This is a genomic window from Halomonas sp. A29 (assembly GCF_046723295.1).
Classification (GTDB): Bacteria; Pseudomonadota; Gammaproteobacteria; order Pseudomonadales; family Halomonadaceae; genus Halomonas.
On sequence record NZ_JAXQPR010000002.1, the window covers coordinates 324693 to 342314 of the forward strand.

Annotated in this window: 16 protein-coding genes; 13 read left to right on the forward strand and 3 right to left on the reverse strand. The window is 63.9% G+C overall.

The annotated features are described in order from the left end of the window. Positions 1–4 precede the first annotated feature (4 nt). Positions 5–1084 carry a hypothetical protein gene (locus SPH52_RS04920; protein WP_411793876.1) on the forward strand — a complete coding sequence of 360 codons (1080 nt, stop codon included), beginning with the start codon at positions 5–7 and terminating at the stop codon, positions 1082–1084. Positions 1085–1266: 182 nt separating this feature from the next. Here the strand turns inward: SPH52_RS04920 and xthA are convergent, their stop codons facing one another. Then, complete coding sequence (xthA, locus tag SPH52_RS04925) at positions 1267–2097, reverse strand: exodeoxyribonuclease III (RefSeq protein WP_411794105.1); 831 nt, start codon at positions 2095–2097, stop codon at positions 1267–1269. Beyond that, entirely contained in the window at positions 2097–2345 is a 249-nt protein-coding gene (locus SPH52_RS04930) for a hypothetical protein (protein WP_411793877.1), read from the reverse strand. The genes xthA and SPH52_RS04930 overlap by 1 nt, the downstream gene beginning before the upstream one ends. A gap of 144 nt (positions 2346–2489) precedes the next feature. Between SPH52_RS04930 and rhlB the strand changes: the two genes are divergently transcribed. Next, positions 2490–3764 carry an ATP-dependent RNA helicase RhlB gene (gene rhlB / locus SPH52_RS04935; protein ID WP_411793878.1) on the forward strand — a complete coding sequence of 425 codons (1275 nt, stop codon included), beginning with the start codon at positions 2490–2492 and terminating at the stop codon, positions 3762–3764. 180 nt (positions 3765–3944) lie between these two features. Beyond that, complete coding sequence (gene dinG, locus SPH52_RS04940) at positions 3945–6080, forward strand: ATP-dependent DNA helicase DinG (protein ID WP_411793879.1); 2136 nt, start codon at positions 3945–3947, stop codon at positions 6078–6080. A 58-nt stretch (positions 6081–6138) separates the two neighbouring features. Here the strand turns inward: dinG and SPH52_RS04945 are convergent, their stop codons facing one another. Then, positions 6139–7215 (reverse strand): 3-deoxy-7-phosphoheptulonate synthase, encoded by a 1077-nt coding sequence (locus SPH52_RS04945; protein WP_411793880.1) that lies wholly within the window; start codon positions 7213–7215, stop codon positions 6139–6141. 297 nt (positions 7216–7512) lie between these two features. On the opposite strand from SPH52_RS04945, the gene rpoE reads away from it, so the two are divergent. The 10 genes from rpoE to pdxJ all read left to right on the forward strand — a co-directional run bounded on the left by rpoE (position 7513) and on the right by pdxJ (position 17591). Continuing rightward, positions 7513–8118 carry an RNA polymerase sigma factor RpoE gene (rpoE, locus tag SPH52_RS04950; protein ID WP_411793881.1) on the forward strand — a complete coding sequence of 202 codons (606 nt, stop codon included), beginning with the start codon at positions 7513–7515 and terminating at the stop codon, positions 8116–8118. A gap of 179 nt (positions 8119–8297) precedes the next feature. Beyond that, positions 8298–9008 (forward strand): sigma-E factor negative regulatory protein, encoded by a 711-nt coding sequence (locus tag SPH52_RS04955; RefSeq protein WP_411793882.1) that lies wholly within the window; start codon positions 8298–8300, stop codon positions 9006–9008. Next, the gene (locus tag SPH52_RS04960) at positions 9008–10003 is read left to right on the forward strand and encodes a MucB/RseB C-terminal domain-containing protein (protein WP_411793883.1); all 996 of its coding nucleotides are present in this window, start codon (positions 9008–9010) and stop codon (positions 10001–10003) included. The genes SPH52_RS04955 and SPH52_RS04960 overlap by 1 nt, the downstream gene beginning before the upstream one ends. 128 nt (positions 10004–10131) lie before the next feature. Continuing rightward, complete coding sequence (locus SPH52_RS04965; RefSeq protein ID WP_411793884.1) at positions 10132–11550, forward strand: DegQ family serine endoprotease; 1419 nt, start codon at positions 10132–10134, stop codon at positions 11548–11550. 197 nt (positions 11551–11747) lie between these two features. After that, positions 11748–13565, forward strand: a complete 1818-nt coding sequence (gene lepA / locus SPH52_RS04970) for a translation elongation factor 4 (RefSeq protein ID WP_411793885.1) — start codon at positions 11748–11750, stop codon at positions 13563–13565. Between the two features lie 13 nt (positions 13566–13578). Further along, positions 13579–14382, forward strand: a complete 804-nt coding sequence (gene lepB / locus SPH52_RS04975) for a signal peptidase I (protein ID WP_411793886.1) — start codon at positions 13579–13581, stop codon at positions 14380–14382. Between the two features lie 24 nt (positions 14383–14406). Further along, complete coding sequence (rnc, locus tag SPH52_RS04980; RefSeq protein ID WP_411793887.1) at positions 14407–15099, forward strand: ribonuclease III; 693 nt, start codon at positions 14407–14409, stop codon at positions 15097–15099. Next, positions 15096–15995: a GTPase Era gene (gene era, locus SPH52_RS04985; RefSeq protein ID WP_411793888.1), complete on the forward strand. Its 900-nt coding sequence runs from the start codon at positions 15096–15098 to the stop codon at positions 15993–15995. The genes rnc and era overlap by 4 nt, the downstream gene beginning before the upstream one ends. A gap of 46 nt (positions 15996–16041) precedes the next feature. Beyond that, positions 16042–16743 (forward strand): DNA repair protein RecO, encoded by a 702-nt coding sequence (recO, locus tag SPH52_RS04990; RefSeq protein ID WP_411793889.1) that lies wholly within the window; start codon positions 16042–16044, stop codon positions 16741–16743. 35 nt (positions 16744–16778) lie between these two features. Beyond that, the gene (gene pdxJ / locus SPH52_RS04995) at positions 16779–17591 is read left to right on the forward strand and encodes a pyridoxine 5'-phosphate synthase (protein ID WP_411793890.1); all 813 of its coding nucleotides are present in this window, start codon (positions 16779–16781) and stop codon (positions 17589–17591) included. Positions 17592–17622 lie beyond the last annotated feature (31 nt).

Consider the following 17622-nt stretch of genomic DNA (forward strand, 5'->3'; position numbering starts at 1 on the left):
TGCCATGACACTTCGTGCCGTGATTCGTCTGATCGCCTGTGCCGCAATGCTGGCAAGCGCCTCGGCAGCGGCCGATCCGCCGGCGCTCTCAGGCGACATCATTGCCGACCTGGAGCAGCTCCAGCGTCAGCTGCAACAGGGCGGGCATGACGGCGTCGGCGAGCGGGCCCGCACCCAGGCACTGCGTCTCGAAGGAGGTAATGTCGCCGATCGCTGGGCCAGCGCGCTGTATCGGCAGTTGGCGGCCGGCGCCGAGGCTGGGGCTGGGCGCCACGAAGCTGCCGCCGAACATTTGCGCCAGGCCCGCAGTACGCAGGAGGCCCCGCAACCTCAGCGCGACCGCTGGCTGCGTGAAGAGGCGCGATTGCGCCTGGCGGCGGGGCAGACAGAGGAGGCGGTGACGCTGTGGCTCGATTGGCACCAGCGCCATAGCGGCAGTGCCGACGATCGTTGGCGTCTGGCTCGCGCCCTGGCCGAGCTGGAGCGCTGGGACGAGGCCGCTGACTGGGTCGAACGCGCCCTGGCGGACGACCCGAACCCGAACGAACGCAGGCAGGCGTTAGCTTCTACCGTATTCCAGCGCGCAGGGCGGGGCGAGCAAGCCCTGGCCAGCCTCGAGGCCGCGCTGAACGCTCAGGCCGGACCTGCCGCGTGGCGGCGTGCCGCAGCCATGGCCCAAGGGCTCGGCGAGGCCGAGCGGGCCGCGGCAATCTGGGAAGCCGGTTGGCGGCTGGGTGTACTGGCGGGCGAGGAAGACTTGCGCCAGCGCATCGAGCTGCATCTGGTTGCCGGCACTCCGGCCCGGGCGGCGGAATATCTGGAGGCCGCGCTCACCGACGAGACGCTGCCCGACACCCTGGAGCACCGACGGTTGCTGGCCCGCGCCTGGGAAGAAGCCCGAGACCGCGCGCAGGCACTCGAGGCCTGGCGTACGGTCGCCGAACAAAACAATAGCGGCAAGGACTGGCAGCGACTTGGGCTGCTGGCCCACGCCTGGGGACGGCTCGAGCTGGCTCAGGAAGCCATGCAGCAGGCCGCTGCGCATGGCGCCGAAGTTGATCCGCGCTGGATCTCGACCCGCTAAGAAAACGCTGCACAAATGCCTGCGCGAGCAAATCGCTGCGTTGCGCGGTGCTCAAAATGCTCACCTATATCCCATAGGCTCCGCTTTTTGCGCTCCGTGCGCCTTGCGCTTTATCTCGCTCGTCTATTTGTTCAGCGTTTCCCTAACAATCAGGATTTCCCCACAGGTCGAGGCGTGAGGTTTCAGATGTCGAAGTCGGTCCACACCGGGGCGTGATCCGAAGGGCGCTCCATGCCGCGCAGATCGTAGTCGATGCCGGCCTCGTGCACGCGTTCGGCCAGCGGTGGCGTGACCAGGATGTAGTCGATGCGCAGACCGCGCCTCGGCTCGCGTTCGAAGCCGCGTGAGCGGTAGTCGAACCAACTGAAGCGGTCATCCACCTCGGGGTAGCGCACGCGGTAGCTGTCGCTGAGCCCCCACGCCTTGAGGGTACCCAGCCACTCCCGCTCGATGGGCTGGAAGCTGGTCTTGCCCTCGCGCAGCCAGCGCTTGCGGCTGTCCTCACCGATACCGATATCGATGTCCTCCGGGGAGATGTTGAAATCTCCCATCACCACCAGTCGCTCGTCGGGGCGGTGCTGGTCGCGCAGCAGCTGTATCAGCTGGGCGTAGAACTCTCGTTTGTTGGGAAACTTGGTGGGGTGGGCGATATTCTCCCCCTGGGGGAAGTAGCCGTTCCATACGGTCAACGCTTCGCCGTCGGCGGTACGCAGGCGAGCGCCGATCAGGCGCCGCTGGGACTCCTCGCCATCGCCGGGAAGACCGAAGAAGACTTCTTCCGGCCCGCTGGGGCAGAGTGTCTTGTGGCACAGCAGGGCGACGCCGTAGTGGCCCTTCTGGCCGTGGAAATGGACGTGATAGCCCATGGCCTCGACCGCCTCGCGGGGAAACTCGTCGTCGTGCACCTTGGTTTCCTGCAAACCGATCACCAAGGGCCGGTGGGCGGCAATCAGCGCTTCGAGCTGATGCAACCGGGCGCGCAGCCCGTTGATGTTGAACGAGACCAGGCGTATCACTCGTCGCGCTCCTCGCTAGTCGTTGTGCTGGATTCGGGATGAATGGCGATGCTGTCGCCCTGCTCCTGGCGGGCCAGCTTGCGTGCTGCCTGCAGCTTGCGCTGCTGGCGCTTCTTCTGGGTGAAGCGGCGCGACGAGACCACCTGGTCGGGGTTCTCGTGGCGCCACTTCTTGTAGTCCTTGCGCTTGCCGGTGCGGATGGTCACCTTGTCGGCCAGCGAGCGTGTTTTCTTGCGGCGTGTCATCAGGCCTGGCTCCATGGGTGTCGAGTAGCAGCAGAACGTCATTCTACCAGTCCGATGCAAGAGGCGCGCCCTCGACGCCATAGACTGGTACAATATGCGGCTGTACGAAGTTCATCCCATTGCTACGGACGTGATACATAGCCTATGAGCGAGTCGGAACAGACCACAGCACCGGCCGAAAACCGCAAGCCCAAGCGCCGTCGTCGCAAGCCGCGCCGCCGCCAGTCGAACTGGGATCTGCGCCAGTTTCAGGTGCCTGCCGTGGCGGGCAAGTGGCGCTTTCACGACTTTGATCTGCCTCTGCCGCTGATGCGCGCCATTCATGCCCTGGGCTTCGAGTACTGCACGCCGATCCAGGCCGAGGCGCTGACCCACACCCTGCTGGGTGGCGACGTGGTCGGCAAGGCCCAGACCGGCACCGGCAAGACCGCCGCCTTCCTGATCTCGATAATGGCCTACTTCCTCGAGGAAGAGACGCCCGATGGGCAGAAGCCCGGTGCGCCGCGTGCGCTGATCGTGGCCCCGACCCGCGAGCTGGCCCTGCAGATCGAGAAGGATGCCAAGGCCCTGGCGCGTTTTACCGACCTCAACGTGGCCAGCGTCGTCGGCGGCATGGACTACCAGAAGCAGCGCGAGCATCTGGGCAAGACAGTGGACATCCTGGTTGCCACGCCCGGACGCCTGCTCGACTTCCACGAGAAGCGCGACGTCGATCTCACCCAGGTTGAAGTACTGGTACTCGATGAAGCCGACCGTATGCTGTCGATGGGTTTCATTCCCGACGTCAAGCGCATCATCCGGCATACGCCGAAGAAAGAGGAGCGCCAGACTTTCCTGTTCTCGGCCACCTTCTCCCATGACATCCTCAACCTGGCCAGCCAGTGGACCCATCAGCCGACCCATGTCGAAATCGAGGTCACGGTCGACAACAAGGCCAACATCGATCAGCGCGTCTACATGGTCAGTGACGATGACAAGGCACGGTTGCTGGTCAACCTGCTCAAGCAGGAGAGCTTCGACCGGGTCATGGTGTTCGGCAACCGCCGCGACCTGGTGCGCAAGCTCGAGGGACTACTGAAGAAAGCCGACATCAACGTGGCCATGCTCTCTGGTGACGTGCCGCAGAACCAGCGCATCAAGACCCTGGAGATGTTCCGCGAGGGCGAAGTGCAGGTTCTGGTGGCGACCGACGTGGCTGGCCGTGGCATCCATATCGAAGATGTTAGCCACGTGATCAACTACACCTTGCCCGAGGACCCGGAGGACTATGTCCACCGCATTGGTCGTACCGGCCGTGCCGGGGCTGCGGGGGTGTCGATCAGTTTCGTCGGCGAGGAGGATGCCTTCTCGTTGCCGGAAATCGAGCGCTACATCCAGGACAAGCTGCCCTGCGTGCATCCGCCCGAGGGATTGCTGTAAAGCCTGCTGCCCGCGCCGAGAGGGTGCCGGGGACAGGTGGAAGAGGAGGTCTTTTGCCATGAATGGCAAAAGTAGCGCCCAGGGAAGGGTTCACAGCGCCTCCTCGGAAACCTGTCGACGGCGCCGAAGCCACTACTGCCAGGCGTTCCCCAGACAGTAAGTTCTCTAGAGAGTGAGGCCATGCTCGACGAGGCCCTCAAGGGCGAGATACAGGCCGCCTACCGCCGCGTGCTGGAGGCCCAAGGACTGACGCCTCGCTACGGCCAGCGGCTGATGATCGCCGAGATCGCTCGCACCCTGGGTGCCATCGAGGCCGACGATGCCGGCCGACGGGTTTCGGATGAGCATGTCTGTGTACTCGAAGCGGGTACCGGAACCGGCAAGACCCTGGCCTATTTGCTGTCGGCGCTGCCCGTGGCCAAGGCCAAGGGCAAGCGCCTGGTGGTGGCAACCGCTACCATCGCCCTCCAGGAGCAGGTGCTGCTGCAGGACCTGCCGACCCTCAAGGCTCATAGCGGTCTCGATTTCAACTACGCCCTGGCCAAGGGGCGCGGGCGCTACCTGTGCCTGACGCGCCTGGAGCAGGCGCTCGATGGTGTCGAGGGCAATCCGACCCTGTCGCTGTTCGAGCAGAGCCTGGCGCAAGGTGGCGGCGACCACTTCCAGGCGCTGGTTCAGGAGATGGCCGACGCCTACGGTAGCGGCCGCTGGGAGGGGGATCGCGAGAGCTGGCCCGATTCCATCGACGACGGCGACTGGCGGCGACTGACCATCGACCATCGGCAGTGCACCAACCGCCGCTGCGGCCATTTCGCCGCCTGTGCCTTCTTCCGCGCCCGCCGCGACCTCGAAAGCGCCGACATCATCGTCGCCAACCATGACCTGGTGCTGGCCGACCTGTCGCTGGGCGGCGGCGTGGTGCTACCGCCTCCCGGCGATTGCATCTACGTCTTCGACGAAGGGCATCACCTGCCGGACAAGGCCCTTACCCACTTTGCCCATCGCGTGGGCGTCAACGGTACGCTGCGCTGGCTGGGTAACCTCAAGAAATCGCTGACCGAGCTCAACCAGGCGCTGGCGATACAACCGACCCTGGCGCGGCTGCTGGCTGGTCTGCCGGAAACCATCGCTGCGCTAGAACCGCGCCTGGGCGAAGCGTTTTCGCTGGGCCATCAACTGGCTGGGCGTCAGCATGGGCTGGAGGAGGGTGAGGAGAGCCACCAGTATCGCTTCGAGATGGGGCGGGTACCCGATGCCCTGCGCGAGCACGCCGGCAGCATGCTGGTGGGTTTTGCCGAGCTTTCGCGCACGCTCGAAACCATGAGCGACATCCTGCGCGAGAGCCTTGATCCCGACAAGCACGCCGGGCTCGAGCGCGAGCAGGCCGAGGCCTGGCTGCCGTTGCTGGCGCTATTGCATGGTCGCGCGCTGGAGGCGCATGGGCTGTGGGAAGCGTACGCCGAGACCGATACGGAAGGTGAGGCGCCGCAGGCGCGCTGGCTGACGCTAGAGCGCTTCGGAGCCGACCCCGAGCTGACCTTTTCGGCAAGCCCCGTCTCTGCCGCGCCGACACTGGCCAAGAGCCTGTGGGGGAGCTGCTTCGGTGCCGTGGTGACCTCGGCCACGCTTACTGCGCTTGGTCGCTTCGAGCGTTTGCAGGAGCGTGCCGGGCTGGCCAATCGCTACCGCTACCAGCGCCTGCCGAGCCCCTTCGACTACTCCCGTGCGGTGCTCAGCGTACCGCGTGCGGCCGTGGACCCCAGCGACCGTGAGGGCCACGAGCGGGCCATCGTCGATTTCGTCACCGGGCTCGGTGACAAGGAGGCGGTATTGATGCTGTTCTCGTCACGGGCTCAACTACGGGCGGTGGAGAAAGCCCTGCCGGCGCAATGGCGCGAGAGGGTGCTGGCCCAGGATCGACTGCCCAAGCGCGAGTTGATCGAGCGCCACCGGGCGCGGGTGGACGCCGGGGAGGGCAGCGTGATCTTCGGTCTGGCGAGTTTCGCCGAGGGCATTGACCTGCCGGGCGACTACCTGACCCACGTGGTGATAACCCGGCTGCCGTTCGCCGTGCCCGACGATCCGGTCGGAGCGACTCTTGCCGAGTGGATCGAGAGCCGCGGCGGCAACTCCTTCATGCGTATCAGCGTACCCGATGCCTCGATCAAGCTGGTCCAGGCCTGCGGGCGGTTGATCCGCAAGGAGGCCGACCAGGGGCGAATCACGCTGCTCGATCGACGTGTGCTCACCCGTCGTTACGGCCAGGCGCTGCTCGATTCCTTGCCGCCGTTCGTGCGAGAAATCGACGGCATGTAGCGGGGCAAGAAAAAGGCCCGCAATGGCGGGCCTGTGGCGGCAGTCGCACCCGCCGGCCTCAGTCCTGGCGTCGTTCGACCAGCGCCGTGCTGAGCTTCTGTGCCATTCGGGTCATGCTTTCCTCGGTCGTGGTCCAGTCGATACAGGCGTCGGTCACGGAAACGCCGTACTGCATCTGGCTATGGTCGTCGAGGATCTTCTGGCTGCCCCAGCCGATGTTGGATTCGACCATCAATCCCATGATCGAGCGGTTGCCTTCGAGGATCTGGTTGGTGACGTTGTCCAGCACCAGCGGCTGCAGCGCCGGATCCTTGTTGGAATTGGCATGGGAGCAGTCGATCATGATGTTGGGCTTGATACCGGCCTTCTTCAGTTCCTGCTCGGCCAGCGCCACGCTGACGCTGTCGTAGTTGGGCTTGCCGTTGCCGCCACGCAGCACCACGTGGGCGTAAGCGTTGCCACGGGTACGGATGATCGCCACCTGGCCGCTCTGGTTGATGCCGAGGAAGTTGTGGGGGTGCGACACCGACTGCAGGGCGTTGATGGCGACATCGAGGCTGCCGTCGGTACCGTTCTTGAAACCTACGGGGCTGGAGAGGCCCGAGGACATCTCGCGGTGGGTCTGGGATTCGGTTGTGCGTGCGCCGATCGCCGACCAGCTGATGCAATCCTGCAGGTACTGGGGTGAGATCGGGTCGAGCGCCTCGGTGGCCAGCGGCAGGCCGAGTTCGGACAGCTCCACCAGCAACTTGCGTGCGATGTGCAGGCCTTCCTCGATCTCGAAGGAGCCGTTGAGGTGCGGATCGTTGATCAGGCCTTTCCAGCCGACCGTGGTGCGCGGTTTCTCGAAGTAGACGCGCATCACGATGAAGAGGGTGTCCTTCACTTCGTCAGCCAGGCGGCGCAGGCGGCGAGCATAGTCCAGGGCGGCATCGACGTCATGGATCGAGCAGGGGCCGATTACTACCAGCAGCCGTGGATCGGTGCCGTCGAGGATGTTCTGGATGGTCCGGCGTCCCTCGATCACCGTTCTCTCGGCGACTTCACCGAGGGGGATCTCGTTCTTGAGGGCTTCGGGAGTGATCAGTACGTCCTGGGACAGGACGTTGAGGTTGCTGACCTGCTGATCTGACATGTTGCTACCTGTGTCGTGGTGCGTTGATGGCAAGAGGATGAACTACTATACACCCGCCGAGGAAGAATTCAGCAATCGCAACGGAACCCGGCGGCCAGGTAATTGTCACAGCGCCGGCTGCATGGCAGCGGCTTGATGCGCGGCCAAGAAACAGGAACACTTGTCGAAACGGACGACGACGTCCAGGGACTTACAGCGGCCAATGGGCTCCAGGTTGATACCATGCATGCAGACTACCTAACGACGCATTCGTCGCTCATCCCGCTTCAGGCTGTCGCCCTGCCGGGGGGAGCGTGAATGGGTAACCGGGAAACCGATCAACAGCTCGTCGAGCGTGCTCAGAAAGGCGATACGAGAGCCTTCGACCTGCTGGTCAAGAAATACCAGCACAAGATCATTGGGCTGATTGGGCGCTATATACAGGATCACGCCGAGGTGCAGGATGTGGCCCAGGAAGCCTTCATCAAGGCCTATAGGGCGCTCGGCAAGTTTCGCGCCGAGAGCGCCTTCTATACCTGGATGTATCGCATCGCCATCAACACGGCGAAGAACCACCTGGTATCCAGAGGCCGGCGGCCTCCTGGCAGCGATCTCGACATCGTCGATGCCGAGATTCTCGATCATAGCGGTCGCCTGGCAGACATCGAGACGCCCGAATCGTCTCTGGCTCGGGACCAGCTCGAGGCAGCCGTGTTCGAGGCCATCGAAAACCTGCCTGACGACCTGCGCACGGCCATTACCCTGCGTGAACTCGACGGGCTTTCCTATGAAGATATTGCCAACATCATGCAGTGCCCCGTGGGCACGGTACGCTCGCGTATCTTTCGTGCCCGGGAGGCGGTGGACCAGCACATTCAGCCACTGGTGACGACGGCAAGAACACGGGAATCGATCACGGAGTAAAGTTTTCGACAATGTTTTTGCTTCGACGCTGAACTGTCTCGCGTCGATGACGTCTGAAGCATTGACTGCTGTATGACAGTGGAAACATGGGGTGTCGGCATTTCGGTTGGGTGCGGTCGGGAATGCCGGGAATCATTGATAGCGAGGCAGGGTGCCTTGCCGATGTGGGGGTGTTAGGAATGAGTCAGAATGCACGGGAATCGCTTTCTGCCCTGATGGACAGCGAAGGTGATGATCTCGAGTTGCGCCGGGTGTTGAAGTCCCTCGAGGATGAACCGGATGCAGCGGAAGCCTGGCGGCGCTATCACCTGATGCGCAGCCTGATGCGTCGGGATCATGACATCGATGTCCGCACGGACCTCTCGGCCGGGATCATGGCCAGACTGGAAGCCGAACCGGCACCGGTAGTGGAAGAACCGAGTATCGCAGCGCGTCGTTCCTACCCCTTTGCCCGCAGCGCGGGTATTGCCGCCGCCGTCAGTCTGATGGTGATCACCGGGGTGCAGTTCTATCAAGGCAGCGACTTCACCGCCACGACGGGCGGCGATGCCCAACTGGCCGACAGCGAAGCACGTTCCGCCGCCGCTCAGCCGCAGCGTAGTCTCGCGGCTCAGGCCGGAGTTGGCAGTCAGGCGACACCCGTGGGCATGCCGCTCTTTTCTCCGGCGGCCTCTGGTGGGCAGTCCGGCATGATGCCGGCAGGAGCCAGCTTCGACTCCCCCTTGTTCATGACGCCCAACCCTCGTCAGTCACAGCGCTCCGATCAGGAGCAGGCACGCCTGCTTCAGTCCTATCTCGATCGGCATGCCGAAGGCGCCACCTATCGCAGCGGCGATGTATGGATGCCCTTGCTGCGCGGTTCGGGTAACGAGACACTGGGGCAGCGCTGATGGCGGTCAGGCGTATCGTAAAGCGCCTGGCCCTAATCAGCAGCGCCGCGCTTCTGGCACCTCTGTCGTCGCCCGCTTTTGCCGAAACCTCGGCAGCGGCACAGTTCGACACCGAGCAATTCGATTGTCGTCAACTGGCTGAATGGGACCAGCCCGAGTCGCCCCTGGAGTGGTTCGAGCGCAGCCTCTGGGCCAGTCATTGTCACGTCTTTCAGGCGCGTGCGGTACGCATCGGCATCGATGGGGTGCGCACGCTGGCGCTGTCACGTGACATCCAGGACGGTGTCGAACGTGAAGTGGCCCGCTTTCTCGACGGGCCTCCGGTCTTCTTCGAGCGCCGCGGGCGTATCGGCCGCATGAACTGGTCCAGCGACGACGAGGGCGTACCTGCCTCCCCTGCGGGTATCGCACGTCATATCGACCAGTACTACCGGTTATCCCTGGGCAGCGACGAGCGCATTGCCAACCGTGGCGCGATGCGGCTCGATATCGAGCCGCTCGATGGGATGCGCTTTGGCCAGCGCCTGTGGCTCGACTCCGAGACGGCCTTGCCGCTGAAGCGCGAGCTGATCGACGACCGGGGACGCGTCGTGGAGACATTTCAACTTACCGAGCTTCAGCCACCGCGGCTGCATGAGGGTGGAGTCGTGCTGGATGCCTATCGAGAGCCCCAGCAGCAGTCATGGTATCCCGCCTGGCTACCCGAAGGTTTCGTCGACCAGCCGGTCGACAGTGATGCAGAACGGCAGGATCCGGCTGTAGGCCACCGTATCTACAGCGATGGACTCTCGACGCTCAGCCTATTCGTCGAACCCATCGAGGAGGGGCAAGAGCGCCTGATTCCCGGGCTGCATCGGCTGGGTATCTCGCTTGCCGTAGTTCGCCACGTGATGGCCGACGAGCGCCCCCTTCAGGTCGTCGTAATGGGCGAGCTGCCCCCTCGGGTGCTCGTTCAGGTGGCAGAGAACATGGCTTGGCGCGAAGCAGCGGAATGAGCGCTCGTTCACGGTGCTCTCTTCATGGCTTTATGCCAGAGACCCTTGAAAAACGGTGCGCGCTTCCCTAGTTACCGCTTTGGACAGTTACCGCTTGAGACGACGTACAAGCTGATGCAGGAGCTCTAATGATGCCTTTTATGCGACAGTTCTCTCTCTGGGCGCTGCTGTTGGCCATGCTGCTGTCGTGGCAGTCTGCCTTCGCCCGCGATTTGCCTGATTTCACCGAGCTGGTCGAGCAGGCTGCTCCAGGAGTGGTCAATATCTCCACCACCCGGGCCATGCGGGATCGGCCGCCGGCTTTCGAGGGTTTCGGCGGCCAGGAAATTCCCGATATCTTCCGCCACTTCTTCGGCGACCGCTTCCCGGCGCCTCCGGGTGAGCCCGGACGAGGGGGAGAGCGGCAGTCGCTGGGGTCCGGATTCGTCATCAGCGAGGATGGCTACATCCTGACCAATGCCCATGTGGTCGAGGGAGCCGACGAGATACTCGTTCGCCTCAATGACCGTCGTGAGCTGGAGGCCGAGCTGATTGGCGCGGATACCCAGACCGATGTGGCGCTGCTCAAGGTCGATGCATCGGACCTGCCTACGCTGAGAATGGGCGATTCCGATCGCCTGCGCGTAGGTGAGTGGGTGGCCGCCATCGGCTCCCCGTTCGGCTTCGACCATTCGGTGACCGCGGGCATCATCAGTGCCATCAACCGCACGCTGCCGCGGGATGCCTACGTACCCTTCATCCAGACCGACGTTGCCATCAACCCGGGCAACTCGGGCGGGCCACTGTTCAACCTCGATGGCGAGGTGGTCGGCATCAACGCCCAGATATTCACCCGCAGTGGCGGCTTCATGGGAGTGTCGTTCGCGATTCCGATCAACGTGGCCATGGACGTCGCCAACCAGCTGCGCGACGACGGACGTGTCCGTCGTGGTTGGCTCGGGGTGATGATCCAGCCGGTATCGCGTGACCTGGCCGAGTCCTTCGGCATGGAAAGCGCCAGCGGCGCCCTGATTGCCGATCTAGACCCCGAAGGCCCCGCGGCCAAGGCAGGTCTCCAGGCGGGCGATATCGTGCTGGAGGTCGATGGCGAAGAGGTCGAGCGTTCTCGCAACTTGCCGCGGTTGATCGGCCGGGTGACCCCCGGCAACGAGGCCGAGTTGACCATCATGCGCGATGGCGATCGTCAGAACCTTGCGGTGACCATCGGTGACTGGCCCGGCAGTGAACAAACGGCCCAGGCGCGTTCTGGAGGGGCCGACGCCCAGGCCCGTCTGGGGATGGCGGTGGCTCAGTTGGACGAGACCGAGCGCCAACGGCTGGGTATCGACAATGGCGTGCTGGTGCGCGAGGTCGATGCCAGTGGCGCGGCCGCCAATGCAGGTATCCTGCCGGGCGACGTAATCGTCAGCCTCGACCATCATGCCGTCGAGGGTGCCGAGCAGTTGCGTGAGCTGGTCGAGTCGCTGCCCACCGATCGCGCCGTACCAGTGCGCCTCTATCGCGAGGGACGTTCCCTGTTCGTGGCGCTGCGACTCGGTCGCGGCTGATTCGTCCCAGGGTAAGCGGCGGACAAGGCACCTCCTGCCCATGGCGGGAGGTGCCTTCGTTTTTCCCGCCATTGGCGGCTGTGCTGTCCAACACTTGGCCATGCCGGTACAATACCGGCCATCGATTTCATATGACGTGAACGGGCGCCGATGACTCCGCCGCTGCCGCGCTCGTGTCGAACACCGGATTGGGCTAGATGAGCAACGAAGCAAGCAACGAAAAACTGAAGCATATACGCAATTTTTCGATTATCGCCCATATCGACCACGGCAAGTCGACCCTGGCAGACCGCCTGATCCAGAGCTGCGGCGGGCTTTCCGAGCGCGAGCTGAAGGAGCAGGTGCTCGATTCGATGGACCTCGAGCGTGAGCGCGGCATCACCATCAAGGCGCAGTCGGTCACGCTCGACTACCAGGCCCAGGATGGCAAGACCTACCAGCTCAACTTCATCGACACGCCGGGGCACGTGGACTTCTCCTACGAGGTGTCGCGTTCGCTCTACGCCTGCGAGGGGGCGTTACTGGTGGTCGATGCCGCCCAGGGCGTCGAGGCGCAATCGGTGGCCAACTGCTACACGGCCATCGAACAGGGGCTGGAAGTGCTGCCGGTGCTGAACAAGATGGACCTGCCCCAGGCCGATCCCGACAAGGTTTCCCACGAGATCGAGGAGATCATCGGTCTCGACGCTACCGACGCCTGCCAGGTGTCGGCCAAGAGCGGCCTGGGTATCGATGCTCTGCTAGAGCGCCTGGTGCGCGACATTCCGCCACCCAAGGGCGACCCGGAAGCGCCGCTGCAGGCACTGATCATCGATTCCTGGTTCGACAATTATCTTGGCGTGGTCTCGTTGGTACGCATCTTCGATGGCACCCTGAAGAAGGGTGAGAAGATCCGCATCAAGTCCACCGGGCGCGACTGGCAGGCCAATGAAGTGGGCATTTTCACGCCGCTGCGCAAGGAAACCAATATCCTGCGTGCCGGTGAAGTGGGTTTCGTGGTGGCCGGCATCAAGGAGATCCAGGGCGCCCCGGTGGGGGACACCATCACCCACGCCAAGACGCCGGACGTACCGCGTCTGCCCGGCTTCCAGAAGGTCAAGCCTCAAGTCTATGCCGGCATGTTCCCGGTCAGCGCCGACGACTACGAGGACTTCCGCGATGCGCTGGAGAAGCTGGCGCTCAACGATGCCTCGCTGGAATACGAACCGGAGAACTCCGATGCCCTGGGCTTCGGCTTCCGCGTCGGCTTCCTCGGCACGCTGCACATGGAGATCATCCAGGAGCGGCTCGAGCGCGAGTACGACATGGACCTGCTCACCACGGCGCCTACCGTGGTCTATGAGCTGGCAATGAAGAACGGCGACGTCAGGTACGTTTCCAACCCCTCCAAATTGCCTGATATGGCCGACGTCGAGGAGATGCGCGAGCCGATCGTACGTGCCAGCATCCTGGTGCCACAGGAGTATGTCGGCAACGTGATCATGGAGTGCGAGAACCGGCGCGGCAATCAGCTCGACATGCAGTTCCTCGGCAGCCAGATCCAGCTCGTCTATGAGCTGCCCATGAGCGAAGTGGTAATGGACTTCTTCGACCGACTCAAGTCCATCTCCAAGGGCTACGCCTCGTTGGACTACAACTTCGAGCGCTTCGAGGCGGCCAAGCTGGTCCGCCTGGACGTGCTGATCAACGGCGACCGGGTCGATGCGCTGGCGGTGATCATTCACCGCGACCATGCTCACTCGCGCGGCCGCGTGCTGGTCGAGAAGATGAAGGAACTGATTCCGCGCCAGATGTTCGATGTGGCGATTCAGGCTGCCATCGGCGGGCAGGTGGTAGCGCGCTCCACGGTCAAGGCGCTGCGCAAGAACGTCACCGCCAAGTGCTACGGTGGCGACGTGACGCGCAAGAAAAAGCTGCTCGAGAAGCAGAAAGCGGGCAAGAAGCGCATGAAACAGGTCGGTCGGGTGGAGATTCCCCAGGACGCTTTCCTGGCCGTACTCAAGGTGAACGACTAGGACCGTCGATACTATGGATTTCTCTCTTCTGCTGGTGATGGCCGTCGCCATCACGGGTCTGATCTGGCTGCTCGACATGGTTTGGTGGCGCCCGGCGCGTCGCCGGAAATTGGCTGCCGTCGAGGCGGGTACCACGGAAGGACTCGACGCTACCGCTCGCGAGCGGGCCATGAAAGAGCCCTGGCCGGTGGACTATGCGCGCTCGTTCTTTCCGGTGCTGCTGGTAGTCTTGCTGCTGCGTAGCTTCCTGGTGGAACCCTTCCAGATACCCTCCGGTTCCATGCGTCCGACCCTGGAAGTGGGCGACTTCATCCTGGTCAACAAGTATGCCTATGGCCTGCGCCTGCCGGTTACCCACACCCGTATCATCGAGCTCGGTGAGCCCGAGCGCGGCGACGTCATGGTGTTCCGCTTCCCCACCGAACCCTCGGTGAACTTCATCAAGCGGGTGGTGGGTCTGCCGGGCGACACGGTGCGTTACGAGGACAAGCAGCTCTACGTCAACGGCGAGCTCGTGCCCAAGCAACTGCTCGACGAAGCGCCTCCTACGGCGCCAGGCGAGTGGCTGTTGGAGGAGCAGCTGGGCGCGGTCAGCCATCGTATCTACAATAATCCCCGTGACCCGGGCCCGCGCGTGCGCGAAATCGTCGTCCCCGATGGACACTATTTCACCATGGGCGACAACCGCGATCACTCCAACGACAGCCGGTATTGGGGCTTCGTGCCCGAAGAGAATGTCGTCGGTCGTGCCTTTGCCGTGTGGATGCACTGGGATGGCGGCTTGCCCAGCTTCACCCAGGTTCGCCGCATCCATTGATGGACCAGAAATAACAGGAATTTCGTGAGCAAATCCCTTACCGCTTTCAGCCGCCGTATCGGCCATACCTTCCGCGACGACTCGCTGCTGGAGCTGGCCATGACCCACCGCAGCTTCGGGGGGCAGAACAACGAACGGCTGGAATTCCTCGGCGACTCCATCGTCAATTTCGTTATCGCCGAGGCGCTGTACGAGCGCTTTCCTCAGGCCCGTGAGGGACAGCTTTCGCGCTTGCGTGCACGCCTGGTGCGTGGCCAGACACTGGCCGAGCTGGCCCGGGAAATGTCCTTCGGCGAATGCCTGCGCCTGGGCTCCGGCGAGATGAAGAGTGGCGGGCACCGGCGTGACTCGATTCTGGCCGATGCGGTCGAGGCCGTGCTCGGTGCCATCTATCTCGATGCCGGGATGGACGTGGCGCGCACCCGCGTGCTGGCCTGGTATGCCGAGCGTCTCGAGGCGATCGATCTGCAGGACACCCAGAAGGATCCCAAGACCCGGCTGCAGGAATTCCTGCAGTCGCGCCAGTCGCCGCTGCCGCGCTATGAGGTGGTCTCGGTGGAGGGCGAGGCCCACGACCAGACCTTCACCGTCGAGTGCCACATCGAGCTGCTGGACTCCCATACACTGGGTACCGGCTCCAGCCGTCGCCATGCCGAGCAGCAGGCCGCCGAACTCGCGCTGCTCCAGCTCGAGAACCGTAAAGGGCAGAAATCATGAGCGAAACCTGTGGCTTCGTGGCCATCGTCGGCCGTCCCAATGTCGGCAAGTCGACTCTGATGAACCGCATCCTCGGCCAGAAGATCTCGATCACCTCACGTCGTCCTCAGACCACCCGGCATCAGGTGATGGGCATCAAGACCGAAGGTGAAGCACAGTTCATCTATGTCGATACGCCGGGAATTCACATCCTGGGCCGCGATCGCAACAAGGCGATCAACCGCTTCATGAACCAGGCAGCCACCCAGGCCCTGCGCGACGTCGACTGTGTGGTCTTCATCATCGACCGCACCCGCTGGACCGAAGAGGACCAGGTGGTGCTCACGCGGCTTGAGCACGTCGAGGCACCGGTGATCCTGGCGGTGAACAAGGTCGACCGGCTCGAAGACAAGAGCACGCTGCTGCCATGGCTTGCCGAGGTCGGAGCGCGGCGCGAATTCGCCGCCATCATTCCCCTTTCCGCCAAGCATGGCACCAACGTGCCGGAGCTGGAGGCGGAGGTGGCCAAGCACCTGCCGGAAGGCATCCACCATTTTCCGGACGACCAGATCACCGACCGGAGCCAGCGCTTCCTCGCGGCGGAGCTGGTGCGCGAGAAGATCATGCGCCAGCTCGGCGATGAGCTGCCTTACCAGGTCACGGTGGAGATCGAGGAGTTTCGCGACGAGGGCAGGGTGGTGCACATCAGCGCCCTGATCCTGGTGGAGCGTGATGGCCAGAAGAAAATTCTCATCGGTGACAAGGGCGAGCGGATCAAGAGTATCGGCCGTGAGGCTCGGCTCGACATGGAGCGTGCCCTGGACGCCAAGGTGATGCTCAACCTGTGGGTCAAGGTCAAGCGCGGCTGGTCGGACGATGAGAGGGCGCTGAAGAGCCTGGGTTACGACCTGGACTGACCCCAACCTGTCTGCGCTTGCCCCTCCTTCGTTCAGGCGACCCACCATGCAGCCGCAGCCGGCCTTTCTTCTCCACAGACGCCCGTACCGCGAGACCAGCGCGCTGGTCGAGCTGCTGACCCTCGAACATGGTCGCGTGCGTGCGGTGGCCCAGGGCGTACAGCGCCCCGGGTCACGTTCGCGCGGGCGTCTGCAGCCCTTTACTCCGCTGCACGTGACCTGGGTGGGAGAGGGGGAGCTCAAGCGCCTGCGCCTGATGGAGAGCCGAGGTGCTGCGGCACTGCTGGCGGGCGAGGGGTTGCTGTGCGGCCTCTATGCCAACGAACTGCTGACGCGAACCTTGCCGGTGGAACTGCCTGCGCCGGAAGTCTTCGCCTTCTATACGGCACTGCTCGAGGCGCTACCGCGCCCCGATGGTCGTGCCGTGGCGCTGCGGCGCCTGGAGTTCTCCCTGCTCGATACGCTGGATGCCGCACCGCGATATACCACGCCGGAGGGCGGTGAGCTCGACCCCCAGTGCCGCTATCGCTTCGATACGGCCTCGCGGGCTTTCATACCCGGTGAACCCGGCCTCGACGGGCGTACCCTGCGTCTGCTGGCTGGCGGCGACTGGGCGGCCCCCGGACTGGCCGGGCCGGCCAAGGCGATTGCACGGGCGGCGCTTGCCCCCTTGCTCGGCTCGCGACCGCTGCGGTCGCGCGAGCTGATGCGTCAGCTTGCCGAGCGGCGCCGTTCCCCCTCAAACTGATCGCCACATCCCCTGACCTGCAGTTGGAGACCATCATGCACCCCCCACGCATTCTGCTTGGCGTCAACATCGATCACATTGCTACCCTGCGTCAGGCTCGCGGTACCCGATATCCCGACCCGGTCCAGGCGGCCCTGCTGGCCGAGGAGGCCGGTGCCGATGGCATCACGGTCCACTTGCGCGAAGACCGCCGGCATATCCAGGAGCGCGATGTGCGCATCCTCGCCGAGGTGCTCAATACGCGCATGAACCTGGAGATGGCGATCACCGAGGAGATGCTGGCACTGGCCGAGGAGATCCGCCCGGCCCATGTGTGCCTGGTACCCGAGAAGCGTGAGGAGCTGACCACCGAGGGTGGTCTGGACGTGGCCGGTGGCTTCGATGCCATAGCCGCAGCCTGCCGTCGGCTGGCTGCGGCAGGCTGCGAGGTATCGCTGTTCATCGACCCCGAACCTACCCAGATCGAGGCGGCCAAGCGTGCCGGGGCGCCGGTGATCGAGTTGCATACCGGAGCCTATGCCGAGTGCAGTGGCCAGGCGGCCCGCGAAGAGCATGCACGGCTGACGGCAGCGACGGAGATGGCGCTGGAGCTGGGCCTCACGGTCAATGCCGGCCATGGTCTTCACTATCACAACGTCGAGGCGATCGCGGCGATCCCAGGGCTTCATGAGCTCAATATCGGTCATGCCATCATCGCCCGGGCACTGTTCGTCGGGCTCAAGGAAGCCGTGGCCGAGATGAAGCGGTTGATGATCGCCGGTCAGGAGGCGGGGTTCATCGCCTCATTGGAAGAGCACGAGCACGAGCACGAGCACGACCACGACCATTCCCACGACGAGCACGCATGATCATCGGCATTGGCGCCGACCTTGCCCGGGC

Coding starts and splice junctions, on each gene's coding strand:
- era (WP_411793888.1), top strand. CDS start 15,096: ATGAGCGAAACCTGTGGCTTCGTGGCCATCGTCGGCCGTCCCAATGTC.
- SPH52_RS04920 (WP_411793876.1), top strand. CDS start 5: ATGACACTTCGTGCCGTGATTCGTCTGATCGCCTGTGCCGCAATGCTG.
- SPH52_RS04955 (WP_411793882.1), top strand. CDS start 8,298: ATGAGTCAGAATGCACGGGAATCGCTTTCTGCCCTGATGGACAGCGAA.
- SPH52_RS04965 (WP_411793884.1), top strand. CDS start 10,132: ATGATGCCTTTTATGCGACAGTTCTCTCTCTGGGCGCTGCTGTTGGCC.
- pdxJ (WP_411793890.1), top strand. CDS start 16,779: ATGCACCCCCCACGCATTCTGCTTGGCGTCAACATCGATCACATTGCT.
- rhlB (WP_411793878.1), top strand. CDS start 2,490: ATGAGCGAGTCGGAACAGACCACAGCACCGGCCGAAAACCGCAAGCCC.
- rpoE (WP_411793881.1), top strand. CDS start 7,513: ATGGGTAACCGGGAAACCGATCAACAGCTCGTCGAGCGTGCTCAGAAA.
- lepA (WP_411793885.1), top strand. CDS start 11,748: ATGAGCAACGAAGCAAGCAACGAAAAACTGAAGCATATACGCAATTTT.
- SPH52_RS04960 (WP_411793883.1), top strand. CDS start 9,008: ATGGCGGTCAGGCGTATCGTAAAGCGCCTGGCCCTAATCAGCAGCGCC.
- SPH52_RS04930 (WP_411793877.1), bottom strand. CDS start 2,345: ATGACACGCCGCAAGAAAACACGCTCGCTGGCCGACAAGGTGACCATC.
- lepB (WP_411793886.1), top strand. CDS start 13,579: ATGGATTTCTCTCTTCTGCTGGTGATGGCCGTCGCCATCACGGGTCTG.
- recO (WP_411793889.1), top strand. CDS start 16,042: ATGCAGCCGCAGCCGGCCTTTCTTCTCCACAGACGCCCGTACCGCGAG.
- SPH52_RS04945 (WP_411793880.1), bottom strand. CDS start 7,215: ATGTCAGATCAGCAGGTCAGCAACCTCAACGTCCTGTCCCAGGACGTA.
- dinG (WP_411793879.1), top strand. CDS start 3,945: ATGCTCGACGAGGCCCTCAAGGGCGAGATACAGGCCGCCTACCGCCGC.